Below are 14739 nucleotides of genomic sequence, written 5' to 3' on the forward strand. Positions count from 1 at the left end.
TTATCTACCTTTCGCGGTCATCACAACGTCTAACACACAAACCCGTTTGCCTTCAACTTCGCTGCGATATCGTAAAATCAGTTCCTGCTCATCCTGTCTGTGCAGAGTAAGGTACGTGCGAATCACATCGCCGGGGTGAACAAACACGTTCATTTTCATTTTGCGCAGCTCGCTTACCTCGTAAGTACCGGCAAAAGAGGAGCGCGCCAGAAAAACCCGGGCCAGATTCATTTTGCATTCCAGCAGCACCGTCATGGGCAGGACGGGATTGTACGGAAAATGATCGGGAAACCAGGGGGCGCTGCGCGTGACCCGCTTTTCAGCAACCAGAGATACGCCTGGCTCGGATTCCAGAATGCGATCAAACTGCATCGGAACCAGAACTCTCGTTTCGTTCCACTTAGGAATACTCTGGTTTGCCACGAGCTGACAGGCCTGCTCCCAGTCACCGGGACGATTGATTTCTGCGAACTGGCGGCGAACCTCGTCATCTGAAATAAACTGCGACATGGGCAGCAGTGGCCCCAGGGCCCCGTCAACAGTAAACACCACGTCCTCGCCCACACGTGCTACGCTGTGGTATTGAACGGCGCTGTCGTCCAGATTATCGATGAACGATTCCAGCAAGAGCGTATCGCCGGCATACACCGGGCGATGCAGAGACGCACTGGCCACCACACCGGCTACCGGTCTCTGGCTGAAATCATTAACGGCCATCACATTCCAGGCTGCCAGCTGCCCCAGCGACTCACCAATAAGTGAGGGCGCAAAAACGAGGCGACCCTGTTCGTCTGGGTAGAGGAACGGATCGTCGAGGGTTACATGCTTCAGGCCCCGAACCCGTTCGCCGGGCTCGAGCTGAAGAATTCGGTCAACGAATAAAAAACGCATCAGCCAACAGTTTCAGCAGCGTTTTTTTCGTTTACAGCATTCACGATCAGTTTGCAGAAGGTTTCAACGGTAAACAGCATGGGGATTTCGTTCACTTTCAGATTCGCCTTGAAATGGCTTTCCGGCACTTCGCTGAGGTAGTTTTTCAGCGCCTGCATACCTTTGGGAGTCAATACGCCGCCTTTTTCAAACTCATCTTCTGCGAGGTCGCCACGTGCGTTTTTTTCCAGCTGTCCGCGTGGAATTTTGATGCTGAATTCTTTTTCCAGCTGGAAAACCAGGTCGAGAAAATCAATGGACTCGGCACCCAGATCGGCGATCAGACGGCTGTCCTGAGAGATTTCCTCTTCATCAATCACCAAAACATCCGCAATAATTTCCCTCACTTTAGGGTAAACATTCTCTACATTCATGTTCCATCCTCAAAACTAATTCAGATAATACGCCACAAAGTGCGGGATTATATCACAACTTTTCAAGACTGAGCTACGGCCAGGCTTTTTTATCAGGCCCGGCTCCTTAACCAACCCGACTGTATCCCGCATCCACAAACAGCGTGTGTGCGTTGATCATGTCTGCCTCCGGGCGACACAGAAGATAAACAGCATTGGCCACGTCGTCTGGTACCAATGGGCGATCAGCCAGTGCATGTGCCTGATATTCTTCCAGCAGATGCTCGCGATTAGGGAAGTGTTTGAGCGCGTCAGTATCAACCACGCCGGCTGAAACCGTATTGACGGTAACACCTCTGGGTGCCATTTCCAGGCTGAGTGAGCGCACCAGCGCTTCAAGAGCGGCTTTTGACGCGCCGATAAAGGCGTAATTGGGAATAGCGCGTTCAGCGCCCAGGCTGGACAGGGCAATCACGCGTCCACCACGTGGCATCATGTCACAGGCTTCGCTGACCAGATGATTCAAGGCCAGAGCATTGGTTTCAAGACACCAGCGCCAGTGCTTGGTGGACATCTTCAGAGCCGGCTTCAACACCCCGCTGGCCGCGTTGCTGATCAGAAAATCAAGGTGGTCAAAAGAATCGCGGAACTGAACAAACATATCTTTCACAGAGGCATGGTCGGCAACATTCGCCTGAAACGCGACCGCTCTGCGCCCCAGCTGCTCTATTTCCTTCACCAGAACCTGCGCCTCATCCGAACTGTTATAATACACAATGGCAATGTCACAGCCAGACTGGGCCAGTTTCAAAGCGGTTGCGCGACCAATGCCACGCGCGCCACCGGTAATTAATGCTACTTTGTCACGGAAAATCATGCTCATCGCCTGTCTTAAGTATAAAAATTGCACTAAATTACAGCGAATAGGCGAAACTGTCAATCAATTAAAATTGCGGTCAATTTCAATAACGACTTGTTTAGTCACGTTCAACTTTGTACTATTCGAGACATTCATGTCACTGTAGCATCCATTCCATATGAAATATCCCTGGTCAAAAAGCGTTTTTCCAATCGCTGCCATTTTTTCTTTCCGCATGCTGGGATTATTTATGCTCATCCCGGTTTTTACAGCCTTTGCCCGCCATCTTGACGGAGCAACGCCAACATTAATGGGCATAGCACTTGGCAGCTATGGCCTGAGTCAGGGTATTCTGCAAATGCCTTTCGGCCTGCTGTCAGATCGCTACGGGCGAAAAGCCATGATCACGCTTGGTCTGCTGCTCTTCGCTGCCGGCAGTCTGCTGGGTGCCGTCACTCATTCCATCTATGGGATGATTTTCGCACGCATCCTTCAGGGAACCGGAGCTGTCGGCAGCGTGTTGATTGCCCTGCTTGCCGATCTCACCACTGAAGCAGAACGTACCAAGGCAATGGCCGTGATTGGCGTAACCATTGGCGTATCGTTCAGTCTGGCCATGGTATTAAGCCCGGCCATTACACATCAGTTCGGCCTGCCCGGCATCTTTTTCTTTACCGCAGCTCTGGCTTTATGCGGCCTGTTGCTGTTACACGTGATCATACCAACACCCAGCGTGTCGCTGCGCTATGCCGACAGCGAAACCAAAACCGAATTATTAAAATCCGTCTTTTTTAATCCCCATCTACAACGCCTGAACATTGGAATTTTCCTGCAACACGCCATTCTTACGTCCACATTTTTTGTCGTTCCCCTGCTCCTGCTGCAGCAACAGGAGCAGGGACGACTGATGCAGCAGTGGCATTTTTACCTGCCTCTCATGATCGTGGCTTTTTTACTGATGGTTCCGGCTATTATTCTGGCCGAGAAAAAACAGAAAGTGAAACCGGTTTTTCTGACGGCGGTACTGACGACCTGCCTGGCACAGGGTCTGCTCGCCTTCTTTTATCCCAGCTGGTACGCTCTCTGCGCCCTGCTGCTGTTATATTTTGTTGCATTCAACATCCTGGAAGCCAATCTGCCATCCCTTATTTCCAAGCAGGCCAATCCGGGTAATAAAGGTACAGCCATGGGCGTGTATTCCAGCTTTCAGTTTCTGGGCATTTTTACAGGTGGCCTGCTCGCCGGACTGCTGTTTCAATACGCCGCAATTACAGGCTTATTTCTGGTAAATGCCCTGCTCGGCGCTCTGTGGTTTATGATTGCCCGTCGCATGAAGGTGACAAAGAAAGCATAAGCCTTCAAATATTCAGCATGAGCGGTGTATAATATCCGCTCTAACTATCGCACTCAGGAGAAAATAATGGCTCGTGGAATTAACAAGGTTATCCTGGTTGGTAACGTAGGCGTCGATCCCGATGTACGCTACCTGCCCAATGGTAACGCCGTAACCACCTTATCTATCGCAACCAGCGAAACCTGGAAAGACAAACAGACCGGCGACAAACAGGAACGCACCGAATGGCACCGCGTTGTCTGCTTTAACCGCCTCGGTGAAATTGCTGGCGAATACGTCCGCAAAGGCTCCAAGCTGTACGTGGAAGGCAGTCTGCGCACACGCAAATGGCAGGACCAGCAGGGCCAGGATCGCTACACAACAGAAATCGTAGCCAATGACATTCAAATGCTCGACAGCAAAGGCGGCAGCTCAGGCTCCTACGACGACAGCATGCAGATGCCTCCCCAGCAGCAGGCTCCCCGCAAGGCGCCCTCAGCACCTGCGGCCGCACAATCGGCTCAGGACGCCTTTGACGAACTGGATGATGATATCCCGTTTTAAAATGTCGCCGTTATAAATATTGTTAATGATGTTGTTATAACCCGCTGACAAGCGGGTTTTTTACTTTTATACGTATTAATTGCAAATGCCCATAGATCATTATAATGTACTTTTCTCTAAAGCACGACAGAGCGTGCTGGCATTGCTCTATGGGCAGCCTGAGCGCAGTTTTCATACGAATGAAATCATTAGATTAACTGGCTAATGTTGCCTCATCATAAAAAGAAGTCCACTTGATATCAGGTCTGTTGGCAAGAGTCTTAACTGCTCAATTGACAGCCCAGATAGATAACCATGGCTCTTTGCTCAAAGAACCGACACCATCAACTGCTGCAATTTTTCCTCTCTCGGGCAATCGATCTCAGGAACATCTATCCGCTTTGGGAGAATAAACCCGGAGTCTATGCTGATCCGGATCGAGCGCAACAAACGTATAGCCAAAATGCGTGTTTACCGGTTTTTGAGCCATCACCAGCCCACGTTTTGCCCAGTCTTCGTACATAGCCTGCACCTCCATCGCATCGGTGGCCGCAAAGCACAACTCCGCCCCACCGCCGGTAACATCGGCGCGCGGTTCAACCTCCTGTTTTGCCCACAGTGCGAGCTTAATCCCGGTATCCAGCCTGAACATGGCAAAATCAGCGAACAACTCATCCTCCTGTCTGCCGAGCAGATTCCGGTAGAATTCCGTGCTTACCGCCACATCGCAGACATAAAGAACAATAAAATCGGGGCAATGCATCATGTTTCTCCCATCGTGGCGAAATATTAAAACCTCTGCGTGACATCGGTTGGCCTGTCTGTCAGGCAACAGTTTTTGTACCCTTCTGACCCACAAGACAAATAAGCTTCGCCATCATACCTGAAAGCACCAGCCGGCTGTCAATCAGCCCTGAGATGGCCAGGGCAAGCGCGTCCGGGCGCATAAGGCTGTTTTGGATGTCATTTTTTACCTTTGAATGCTCACTACTCTGCAAGCAGCAAACCCTCGTATCGGACACGAAACCAGATAACAATCGCCATGGCGCTGATTATGGAAATTATAATCATAAAATGTTCTGCGCGCTCAATCGCCAGCAGGCTGGTAATAAAACTGGCCAGAGCCGACACAGCAAACTGGCAAAACAGAGAAACGGCCAAGGCCATGGCCATGTGTTTTGGAAAAGGACGTACTGCGGCCGCTGTGGCAGACGCTACGATAAAACCGGTACCAAAATAATACAGCATCATGGGTAGAATAAAGCCAGGGCCGATACTTAAATGCAACTCATGACTCAGACACATACCCGCGGCGGCGGCGGCAAAAAAATAAAGGCCCAGCTCCACCAGCCTGGTACTGCACAAAAAACGGGTCAACAGAGCACAGGTCAACGTACCCAGCACATGAGCAATTGCCATGGCGGTTTTAATACCCCCGTAGGCGGTCAGCCCCAAGTGAGCATTACTCATTAAGATGAACGATGAGCTGGTATTAAATGCCGACTCACCGGCCATCATTAATGCCGAGATCAGCAGATAACGCACATACAGCGCATTCGCGAAAACCCGACCTGCACTGGCAAGCATATTCAGGTTGTCACGGCCGATTTTCCCAGTTTCCACCAGAGGACGGCAAAGCAGCAACAAAAAAAATCCATAGGCTGCCATCACCCAGAATGCCATAACCCAGCCACCCTGCCTGTTAATACCACTACCCAGCAAGGGTAAAAAGCAAATCAGCGCCCCGGCCAGAGAAAACAAAAATCCAAACTGACGAATGGCCTGTTGTTCATCCTGAGTGTCATTAACCATCACCCGCCCTGTCAACAGCGTGGCACCCACTGCAATTCCCTGCAGCACACGGGCTGTCAGTAACAGGATTATATTGACGCTCACGGCAGCAATGACACTGCTGACGGTGAACAACATAATCCCAAAGATAAAAATCCGACGTCGTCCCAGACGATCGGCCAGGCCACCCCACAACAGCATACTGAATGCCTTACCCACCAGAAACAGACTGATCGTCAGTTGCGCCACCCGGGGAGAGCAGTGAAAATGGGCTGAGAGCGCGGGCAAGGCCGGAGAGATAAAATATATCCCTGCGTTTCCGAGAAACCAGGTGAGTATGATAAGAAGCCAGGAGCGTTTATTCATCCTTTACACCGACATCGCAGAGGATTTCGGCAAAGTCCGCGTCTGGATAAAATCACAGCACCAGCCCATCAACATCATCAACGTATAGGCCCCGGCCAATAACAGAAACATTTGGTGCATTGGCATCCACACACCCATCCACCCTCCTAAAACCAGACCGGATACGTTGCCGGTTTTGGCAAAGGAATTAGCGACGGCTATCGCATACCCCTGACGTGCGCAGCGATCACTGATTAAACAAATGAATGCCGGGAGCAAGGCCGCCAGCACCATGCCCCAAACCAGTCTCGTTACGAATAAGAGGGGCAACTGGGTGCTTGATGCCTGAATCAACATCAATAACAGACCCAATACAGAGTAACCTGCTAAATAATATCGGATGCGCAGCGGCTCCTGACGGCAACGGTCAAACTGTCGTCCGCACCAGCCGGAAGCAAGCAGCAGTCCCAGAGCCGGGCTGGAGTAGAGAACGCCCACCAGTAAAGGCTGACCGGGCGCTATCTGACTCATAGCCAGAGAATATACGGGCTCGGTAAAAAATTTTATTAACTGAGTCAGCGCAATCAGGCTGCCGAGCAGGTAAACCATCCGATCCAGGCTACCTTTGTATTTTCCCGTACCAGACTGAACCGTCTGAACAGCAGGCAGACAGCGCTGCATAATCAGCGCCGTAAGCAGACTGATACCGGCTGCCACTGCGTATAGTAGCTGAAATTGCGCCAACATCAGCAGCAAACCACCAGCCAGGCCAGCCAGACTGCTGGCCATGGCCTTTGCGGTCTGCAGTCGCGCCAGCTGGCGTCCTTTGTTGTCCCAGCTGTCCAGCGCCAGACAATAGGTCTGCATGGCGGCCAAAAAACCGGCAAATCCTCCCTGTATAACGCGCACCAGCAAAATCTCCATGGTTCCGTGAATCAACAGCATCAGAAACTGAGTCAGCACCAAAGCCCAGGTCGCCCGCATCAGCATGGCTTTATAGCCCAGTGAATCCGCAAGCTTTCCCCACAGGGGCGTCATGACGATGTTGGCTATCATAGGCAAAACAAAGGCCAGAGCACTGTACCAGGCAACGGAAGACGAAGGAATATCCCCCTGCCCGGCAATCAACAGGGGCAGGTAGGGATTACCCATTTCCAGAGCCAGCATCATGAAAAACTGACTGCACAAAATAAGATTTTGCAGCGATTTAGTCATGAAAGACACTCAAGGGATTTACACGGGCCATGCGCTCGTCCATTTTACCATGCGCACTTAATCGCATGGATAATAAACATTTCCGCTGCCAGGGCTGCGCTAATATCTGTTCCCGCAAACGGGCCCACGCCAATGGGTCGACCCGGGATTTCAGCCTTTGAAACGCATGGTCCAGACTCTGGTATACAATCAGCCATAGATCGCGCGCCGGCAATGGATAATACAGGCTCATGGCTGTTATCCAGTACTCAATATTACTGGCCAGATTGCCATGAACAAACGTATTGCCAAGATCCATAAGACGATCAGAGCCTATCGTGGAATCAGGGTGCAGCACGGGCCGATTTCGGTTCTGCCAGGCAGCATGCTGACTCAGACAGATACCTCCTAAATCACGTATAACCAAGGCATGTGGCAGATGATCTTCAAACACAACCAGGGTATTTTGCTGATGCGCTTCGAACGCCAGCCCATATTGCAGCATCAGCTCAAGCTGCGCGTTGATCACAATGTGACAGTATCGACTGAAATACCACACCGGATCATGCTGGCTGGCATTGATAATATCAAACAGCAAGGGTTTGCCTGATAAGGGTGGTGCCACAAACAAGGCCGCCAGTGGAACCAGGCTTTGCCTGGGGCCAAGGAATCGTAATGGATTTTCCCTTAGAATAACGGCCATCTGTTTTTGCCTGGCCAAGGGGCTGGACGAATCAGCCAAATGAGCGCCAGCTAAATCAGCAGCCAGAAAAAACCGGCCATCAAAGTGATTATTTTCCTTGAGCAGGCTCTGCACCCATTGACTCAGGCTTGGACCATTGTGAACGGATGCGGGAGACACCGTGCGCGTTGCCGATGTTGTGTGGATAGCCGTAGCCAGCTTAATGTGACAGGCAAGAGAGTCTTCCGGGATCATGGTTCGGAAGGACATACTGGGCCGCAGCGTCTGGTGATGAGGAGCCAGCACCGCATCCTTCTGTCCTATCAAGTCCGACAGGTTTTTTTGCAATTGATTACGCCACTGCCAGGGATGAATCGGCACAGGGATATACTCATCTGGATTCAAATGCTGAAACAGGAGCGTATTCTTCCATTTTGCATGGTGCTCGGGAAAATGCGAGCTCATGACCTCGCTGTAAGCGCCTGTGGCCTGCGCGCAGCTCTTTCGTAATGCACACCAGTGAACGCTTACCCGTGCCTGAAACTCGGGTGAATACTGTAGTACTTCACGTCGATTAAAACCCATTTTGGCACGAAAATTAGGGTGAGTAGGATGCCCTGCGGAGCCCCACTGTTCAAGAAACAGGAGTAATTCGGCCGTCGAATGATGATGCAATAACCAGTCCCAAAAACGAAAAGCACCACGCGCCTGGCCCGCTAAATCGGATTGCCAGCGCTCTCGCCATGCCAGAGCCATGGCCTCGTTCGCAATAGACTCATTCAGCTCGTCCTGCAAACGCTCCCAGCGGGAAAAAATATGCTTTGAAGCCAGTTTGAGCCGTTGCTGCAACTGATCGATATAGTCGTGCACATGATGACTGGCAATCGGTCTGTCTATTAAATTTTCATCGAGAGCAGCCTGCTGCAGACGTTGCAGACTAGAGCGATGAGCCTGGTTTATATAACGCTCCACGGATGCCTGAGATAATCCAAGCCCTATTTCAAACAGCATAAAACGCAGTTGATGACTCATCTCGTCAAAGCCGCTGTAGGCCAATGCCATCACACACCTCTGTTTCATTGTTAACACAAATCAAATATAAATGATAATCATTCTCATTTGCAAGGAAAATAATTTAAAGTTGACAAAGCAATGGTAAGGAGCGTTTGCAACGTCAAATAATAAAGCGCAACGCCATGTGCAGCACCAGAAAGTAAACGCCTCTTTTTGCCCTGAGCCAGATGTCCTGATCGAGGCAGACGCACGGCATTGGGGCTGCCAACATCCCTCATGTACCTGCTCGAGGAACTGATGACGCACTATATGTTTATGTTGTACACGCTCATGACGAACTGCTGGCAGGGCCAACCCCAGCAGGTTCATGAGTGCTTTGCTCAGCAAAACATGTTTCAATCATTTCATTTCTTGCTGCCAAGTCAATATATCCTGCAATAAAATGTCTGTCAGCTATCTGTTTCAAAATATCTTCCGGCTTTTCTTTGAGTGAGCCATAACCGATACGCTCTGATTCTGACAGCGAGGTCTCATTCAGAATGGTTCTTCGAAGTGTCTGAAAATACAGCTCTTTAATGATGTTTTTCACAATATGTCTGGCCTTACTGTTTTCTCCGTGACGACTAAAAATACCTGACAGATAGGAACCGCTGCCGTACCCTTTCGGCACCCTGATATGCCCGGTCTTTATCTGCGAATACAACTCATCCAGTTGAGCAAGGGCTATCAGAGGTCGGGGGTTAAGGTGGAAAAGAATTTGCCCGGAAACGTCATCTGGCCTGGAATTTATTACATCAGCCGTTAACTGGCATATATAGTTTTTTGCAATGGTTATTTTGTAACTATTGAAATGCTCCATATCAGCCATCGTTTCAACCAGCAGCTCATAAGATGAGTAGGCAGCAAAGCGAACCGGATTTTCAGTAATTTTTAAACCAAGCCCATTTTGCAAAAGAAGCAGATTCGCTAAAACAAATACAAATGTGCGTCCATTCGCGTCAGGAAAATAATGCGATTGCAGTAATTTTCTCACGAGGCCATTAATGGCCATAACGACGAAGGCCTTTCGCTGCTCAGGATTGTCTACAGCATTGGCCAATGCCAGATCATGATAATATCGGCTAATGTCATTAGCCACAAAACCCAGTATCTCAGCCCGGGTTGCGGTATTGGACAGCAGCTGAATTTTAACCATCTCGCGTAAGGGCGTTTTTTCACCTTCATATTTAGCCTTGCAGGCACCCGCCAGCCGCAATAGCCTGAGCATTTCATTTTTGAAGGCATCAATATTTTCGAAGTCGGATGGATGATAATACGAGAAACCACCAATGGCTCGGATAACCTCAATTTCCAATTGGGGAAAATTACGCGCGCCTTTATTCATTTCACATTCCTGCAGCACCCTGGCGAGCTCATCCATTCCCAACTCGGAAACGCTGGCGTGGTGCTCGAGTCCTGGCAAAGGCAATACCAGCTCGAAACTGTTAGCGCGTTCGCAATAGCCTTTTTGTAAAATAGTATCTTGCTGGTAATCACGTTCGCTTCCATTAACTTTATGATAAATCGCCTCTAATAATTCAGGCGTTATTTCAGCGCTATAATGTTCCGAGATAAACCGGAAACCCTCATCCATGCCCTGATAGAATGCGGGACGAAAGTTGCGAGGACCCAGCGTCGATTGCCATCCATCGGTCTGCAAACGCCATATTTCACTTTTTGGAAAGTCTTCGAGGGCAACTTCATAGGGGTTAACCATAATGTACCGTTTATTTTTTTACTGTTTATTCAATTATAGACCTTATCCCCGGCATTGATAATAAAACGATCAATCTGTGACTTTATTTGAAGAAAATATGAACTGTGATTTTTTTTTATGATGGAAAGGGCGCCCGGCAGGGAACACTCGCCAATATAGGCGATACACTGGTGTTTATCCTCGATGTCGAATTAAAAATAAAACTCATCCCCCTCCAAAACAGCAGTATCAGGCATATGGTATCTTGTCGCCTGAAATTGAGATTTTGACCTGCATAACTGCAGGTGGCTTCCATGTTCCGACACCAGGAGACAAAATTGATGGCGCACTAGAAAGCCGAATGATTTAACAGTACACGTAAATTTAAGCAATAATTGGAGCAGGCTGGGCCTTGGCATAACAATTAGCCTGGATTCCATGTTGGGCCAAGGCCCAACCTACCAAATATCAGGATAATTGTGATGAATATTGATTCAATATAGCCATCACTGGAAATGCATCTATTGTTTTAAATCCTTCGGTGCTCTAACCAGCACATGCGGGTTGATTAACATCAGCGGCCGTATGGCGCGCTAAAATTTTATCTAAAATATTATCTAAAATCTCGCTTTTGGCATAAGCTATGGCTATATATCCCCCTATCACATGCAGAGTCACCCCAGCCACCACCATGGCTGCGCGGATTGGACCGTAGACATCACCGGATATTTCGCAGGCATCGAGATATCCACCCCAACGTGACTGATCGGGGCATCCATGTCTGCGGCAATCAATGATGTATTCAGCTTGAGTCATTTCCATTCCCAGTAAGGTGGGAAGCCAATTAAAAATTGTATCCATTATTGACAGGCTCCTTGATAAAGTAGTCGTTTACAGATGCATAATAACACCCTCAGAGGGCATGTTATATCACGAACTGCTCGTCTGTCATGAATTATGAGCAGGCAGTCTAAATAATAGCAGCATGTTATTATGGATCGGCTTTATTTAATTCTCATAAAACGCGATGTTTGACTTTTTGAGAGTCAACAGTTCATAAAATTGCCGTTCCACCATCTTTGTCGCCATTTTAAAATCAATGTTTCCTTACGTATACCCGCTTTTCCGTAGGGATCTTCATACGCGAACTTCTCAGCTTCGGCGCGATCTTCCGTATCAATTAAACTGATACCACCAATGACGGTTATACCATCATCATCAAGTAAAGCCCCCGAAGCAAGAAGCTTTTCTCCTATACTTCGTAAATGCTCACGGTGAGCTTCACGTATTTGCTCTCTTTGTGAGTCCATGCCATCAAAGTCACGCGCATAAATAAGATAAGGCATATTGTTAAAATCCTTAACACGGTGTTTGTTACGACTATAACACAGGGTACTGGGGTAGTTGGCAATACCGTATTTTTTACGGTATTCCTGAAATCCTCAGACAAAGTATACTGAGTAAATTATAGCATGGATGAGTATTAACTGACCTGTAGACGCAACAGAATAGCAATGTTTTCACAGAACATTGGACAGATCTTCAAACAATATAGAGAACGCATCGCCATGTTACAAGACATTGATGAAGAACAAGCCCTTGCCAAGGCCCTAGAGGATATCAAAGCGGAGTGGAAAATTTGGCTGGGTATATGGGGCAGCCATGAAGAGGACATCCACACCTCAACTAAAAAAATACAATCCGAATTGGATACGCTTCCGGAAATCAAGGAGGAGTATGCTGATAACGTGAATAAATTGCATAATATGCAGGCATGTATCAAGCTTTCAACCAGCTCTGGCACTTACTATGAGAGTGCGCAGCATACGGTTTTAATGGATGAAATCATCTCGACACTTATAGCACTGCATAACGATGCGCGCCGATACGGTTATCAACATGCCAATCGCGAATTTAAAGAAAAATTCCAGATACTTCAGGAAAAATATTTCAGCTACTTCAAGGAAAGGGAGCAGTGCCGGCTGTTTAAGGCAATAGTCGATAACACCGTTGAACTGCTTGAGAATCTTAAAAATACGCCGCCAATATCTGAACGTGCAAAACAACTTATTGACAATAGGATAAAATACCTGAGTCTTTGCTTATACACCTTTTCGCCGCAAGGTGAATTCGATAATGAGAAGTTTCAGGAAGAATATTACAACGAAACACGAAGTATAATAGTTGAGCTTGAACATCAGGATAGTGTTATCACTCAAGTGAAAAGCGCACTTGATAATCCGCTATGCCCACCCACGGTAAAAGAATCAACGCTCAAAACTCCTTGAAGTTATTGAATCATTCCCTGTTTCCAGTGATATGATTTCTGCCCGCCTGAGGCTTGTGCAGGACGCTCATGACAGAGTCAACAGAGAAATCAGCGCAGAAGCTCATGCGCAGGAAACCAGGAACGATATTCAGTTACTATCGCTGAGAATTCAGCAAATTCAGACCATGCAAACAGCCATCATGCCTGCAGTTCCGCAAAATAACGTCCGGGGGCAGGCTGGCGAAAACAGGCAGCACCCTCCTCCAGCCTTGCCAGTTCAGTCCCATGAAGAACATGCAAAGGGGTACTATAGGCTGCTTCTGCAAAGTTACATTAACCGTATTGCAACACATAAAAAGCATGGGCAACCTGACAGGATTAATTTTGCGCATGGTTTTATATTTTTCTCAAAATCAAGAGCAATTAATCGAGAGATCAATTACAGGCTGGCTCAAAGGTTACTGCACAGGCTTGAGTACCAAACGATAGCGCAGGTTTTTTCCGGGAATATGGAAGCAGTCAGACAGGAGATTATTCACGAAAACCGCATGCAGGCACGCAGCCACTATTTGCAAAGTAATTTAAGCCACTCCGAACTTAACAACATTGTTAAGTCGGCCAGGAGAATTTAATAAGACGGAAACATAACCCGGATTAGGTGCATCCGAAATCCGGGACGCCATGGTCATCACTACAATAAAAAAGAGGTTCACAAGCCTAGAGCTATGAACTTTATAGCAGAGGCAAAATGAGTTTTTAAAAAAATGTTGACGGGCTAGACTATGAATCAATCTTAACCACAATAATCCTGGAGCGTGTTGACAATTCAGATCCCTACGCCCCGCGACTCGTTCCTGAGAGATCCACACGAAATATAAACCCCTACGTACCGCGCTTTAGCGCGGTACGTAGGCTGATGGAGAGCAATTGTCAACAAATGAAATGGACTCGACCATTCCCGATACGGCGTCGCACCGCGGCGTGACCCTGAGAGTTACACACGAAAAATTTATCTAACAGATTGATACGAGGGAAATTAAAAAAAGATGGAGGGACTATACTGCTGCGTTAAAGAAATTCTGATTTCTCAATTATTGCTTAAATTTATGTGCGTCGTTAAATCGATCGGCGCTCAACTGCCGCATTAATATTCAATACGTATATTCACAATACCTTACTATCAGATGATAAAGGTAAGTAATAAGCAAGAAAAAAAGGTTTCAGATGATAATAATAGAAGAGGTAGTAAGTAGCAGAGGGTTTCAAATCAAACCCGGAAACCAGGTTTGATTTGAAAAGGGGGAGCTATTCGTCATCAGAACTGTCAACTTCAGGACGATCCATCAGCTGAACAATTGCCATAGGGGCGTTATCGCCAGCTCTGAAACCACATTTCAGAACACGGACATAGCCGCCAGGTCTTTCTACGAATCTTGGACCCAGGATAGTGAATAATTTACCAACAGCAGTTTTAGAACGCAGACGATCAAACACATGACGGCGTGATGCGACTGAATCTTTTTTGCTGACAGTAATCAAAGGCTCAATGTAACCTCTCAGCTCTTTAGCTTTAGCTAACGTAGTCTTGATTTGCTCGTGTTCAATAAGCGAACAACACATGTTAGAGAACATAGCTTTTCGGTGACTGCTGGTACGGCTGAAGCTACGACCAGAATTACGATGACGCATTT

At 48.0% G+C, this 14739-nt stretch carries 15 protein-coding genes; 4 read left to right on the forward strand and 11 right to left on the reverse strand.

The window, feature by feature from the left end; all coding sequences use genetic code 11:
• The 3 genes from ACQUTA_RS07505 to fabL all read right to left on the reverse strand — a co-directional run bounded on the left by ACQUTA_RS07505 (position 1) and on the right by fabL (position 2166).
• Complete coding sequence (locus ACQUTA_RS07505; protein WP_444987614.1) at positions 1-891, reverse strand: ApeI family dehydratase; 891 nt, start codon at positions 889-891, stop codon at positions 1-3.
• Entirely contained in the window at positions 891-1304 is a 414-nt protein-coding gene (locus ACQUTA_RS07510; protein WP_444987616.1) for an acyl carrier protein, read from the reverse strand. The genes ACQUTA_RS07505 and ACQUTA_RS07510 overlap by 1 nt, the downstream gene beginning before the upstream one ends.
• Positions 1305-1410: 106 nt before the next feature.
• Positions 1411-2166 carry an enoyl-[acyl-carrier-protein] reductase FabL gene (gene fabL, locus ACQUTA_RS07515; protein ID WP_444987617.1) on the reverse strand — a complete coding sequence of 252 codons (756 nt, stop codon included), beginning with the start codon at positions 2164-2166 and terminating at the stop codon, positions 1411-1413.
• Positions 2167-2320: 154 nt separating this feature from the next.
• Here fabL and ACQUTA_RS07520 point away from each other — a divergent pair, with 154 nt between their 5' ends.
• Entirely contained in the window at positions 2321-3496 is a 1176-nt protein-coding gene (locus ACQUTA_RS07520; protein WP_444987618.1) for an MFS transporter, read from the forward strand.
• Between the two features lie 66 nt (positions 3497-3562).
• Complete coding sequence (gene ssb, locus ACQUTA_RS07525; RefSeq protein ID WP_444987619.1) at positions 3563-4039, forward strand: single-stranded DNA-binding protein; 477 nt, start codon at positions 3563-3565, stop codon at positions 4037-4039.
• Positions 4040-4400: 361 nt separating this feature from the next.
• Here ssb and ACQUTA_RS07530 read toward each other — a convergent pair whose 3' ends face one another.
• The 7 genes from ACQUTA_RS07530 to ACQUTA_RS07560 all read right to left on the reverse strand — a co-directional run bounded on the left by ACQUTA_RS07530 (position 4401) and on the right by ACQUTA_RS07560 (position 12125).
• Entirely contained in the window at positions 4401-4784 is a 384-nt protein-coding gene (locus tag ACQUTA_RS07530) for a VOC family protein (RefSeq protein ID WP_444987620.1), read from the reverse strand.
• Positions 4785-5005: 221 nt separating this feature from the next.
• Entirely contained in the window at positions 5006-6175 is a 1170-nt protein-coding gene (locus ACQUTA_RS07535) for an MFS transporter (protein ID WP_444987621.1), read from the reverse strand.
• A 3-nt stretch (positions 6176-6178) separates the two neighbouring features.
• Positions 6179-7369 (reverse strand): MFS transporter, encoded by a 1191-nt coding sequence (locus ACQUTA_RS07540; RefSeq protein ID WP_444987622.1) that lies wholly within the window; start codon positions 7367-7369, stop codon positions 6179-6181.
• Positions 7362-9092 carry an IucA/IucC family protein gene (locus ACQUTA_RS07545; protein WP_444987623.1) on the reverse strand — a complete coding sequence of 577 codons (1731 nt, stop codon included), beginning with the start codon at positions 9090-9092 and terminating at the stop codon, positions 7362-7364. The genes ACQUTA_RS07540 and ACQUTA_RS07545 overlap by 8 nt, the downstream gene beginning before the upstream one ends.
• A 280-nt stretch (positions 9093-9372) precedes the next feature.
• Complete coding sequence (locus tag ACQUTA_RS07550) at positions 9373-10800, reverse strand: hypothetical protein (RefSeq protein ID WP_444987624.1); 1428 nt, start codon at positions 10798-10800, stop codon at positions 9373-9375.
• Between the two features lie 525 nt (positions 10801-11325).
• Complete coding sequence (locus ACQUTA_RS07555; protein ID WP_444987625.1) at positions 11326-11640, reverse strand: hypothetical protein; 315 nt, start codon at positions 11638-11640, stop codon at positions 11326-11328.
• A 185-nt stretch (positions 11641-11825) separates the two neighbouring features.
• A complete protein-coding gene (locus ACQUTA_RS07560; RefSeq protein WP_444987626.1) occupies positions 11826-12125 on the reverse strand; it encodes a YciI family protein in 300 nt (99 codons plus the stop codon).
• Positions 12126-12293: 168 nt separating this feature from the next.
• Here ACQUTA_RS07560 and ACQUTA_RS07565 point away from each other — a divergent pair, with 168 nt between their 5' ends.
• Both ACQUTA_RS07565 and ACQUTA_RS07570 read left to right on the forward strand, forming a co-directional pair.
• Positions 12294-13067, forward strand: a complete 774-nt coding sequence (locus ACQUTA_RS07565; RefSeq protein ID WP_444987627.1) for a hypothetical protein — start codon at positions 12294-12296, stop codon at positions 13065-13067.
• A gap of 31 nt (positions 13068-13098) precedes the next feature.
• Complete coding sequence (locus ACQUTA_RS07570; RefSeq protein WP_444987628.1) at positions 13099-13680, forward strand: hypothetical protein; 582 nt, start codon at positions 13099-13101, stop codon at positions 13678-13680.
• Between the two features lie 673 nt (positions 13681-14353).
• On the opposite strand, the gene rplQ is transcribed toward ACQUTA_RS07570, so the two are convergent.
• Positions 14354-14737 (reverse strand): 50S ribosomal protein L17, encoded by a 384-nt coding sequence (gene rplQ / locus ACQUTA_RS07575; protein ID WP_444987629.1) that lies wholly within the window; start codon positions 14735-14737, stop codon positions 14354-14356.
• Positions 14738-14739: the final 2 nt, after the last annotated feature.

Source organism: Legionella navarrensis (assembly GCF_052527415.1).

Excerpts from the sequence above, each read along its gene's own strand:
- ACQUTA_RS07560 (WP_444987626.1), bottom strand. The coding sequence starts at position 12,125 with ATGCCTTATCTTATTTATGCGCGTGACTTTGATGGCATGGACTCACAA.
- ACQUTA_RS07530 (WP_444987620.1), bottom strand. The coding sequence starts at position 4,784 with ATGATGCATTGCCCCGATTTTATTGTTCTTTATGTCTGCGATGTGGCG.
- ACQUTA_RS07545 (WP_444987623.1), bottom strand. The coding sequence starts at position 9,092 with ATGGCATTGGCCTACAGCGGCTTTGACGAGATGAGTCATCAACTGCGT.
- ssb (WP_444987619.1), top strand. The coding sequence starts at position 3,563 with ATGGCTCGTGGAATTAACAAGGTTATCCTGGTTGGTAACGTAGGCGTC.
- fabL (WP_444987617.1), bottom strand. The coding sequence starts at position 2,166 with ATGAGCATGATTTTCCGTGACAAAGTAGCATTAATTACCGGTGGCGCG.
- ACQUTA_RS07535 (WP_444987621.1), bottom strand. The coding sequence starts at position 6,175 with ATGAATAAACGCTCCTGGCTTCTTATCATACTCACCTGGTTTCTCGGA.
- ACQUTA_RS07550 (WP_444987624.1), bottom strand. The coding sequence starts at position 10,800 with ATGGTTAACCCCTATGAAGTTGCCCTCGAAGACTTTCCAAAAAGTGAA.
- ACQUTA_RS07570 (WP_444987628.1), top strand. The coding sequence starts at position 13,099 with ATGATTTCTGCCCGCCTGAGGCTTGTGCAGGACGCTCATGACAGAGTC.
- rplQ (WP_444987629.1), bottom strand. The coding sequence starts at position 14,737 with ATGCGTCATCGTAATTCTGGTCGTAGCTTCAGCCGTACCAGCAGTCAC.
- ACQUTA_RS07510 (WP_444987616.1), bottom strand. The coding sequence starts at position 1,304 with ATGAATGTAGAGAATGTTTACCCTAAAGTGAGGGAAATTATTGCGGAT.
- ACQUTA_RS07540 (WP_444987622.1), bottom strand. The coding sequence starts at position 7,369 with ATGACTAAATCGCTGCAAAATCTTATTTTGTGCAGTCAGTTTTTCATG.
- ACQUTA_RS07565 (WP_444987627.1), top strand. The coding sequence starts at position 12,294 with ATGTTTTCACAGAACATTGGACAGATCTTCAAACAATATAGAGAACGC.
- ACQUTA_RS07505 (WP_444987614.1), bottom strand. The coding sequence starts at position 891 with ATGCGTTTTTTATTCGTTGACCGAATTCTTCAGCTCGAGCCCGGCGAA.
- ACQUTA_RS07555 (WP_444987625.1), bottom strand. The coding sequence starts at position 11,640 with ATGGATACAATTTTTAATTGGCTTCCCACCTTACTGGGAATGGAAATG.
- ACQUTA_RS07520 (WP_444987618.1), top strand. The coding sequence starts at position 2,321 with ATGAAATATCCCTGGTCAAAAAGCGTTTTTCCAATCGCTGCCATTTTT.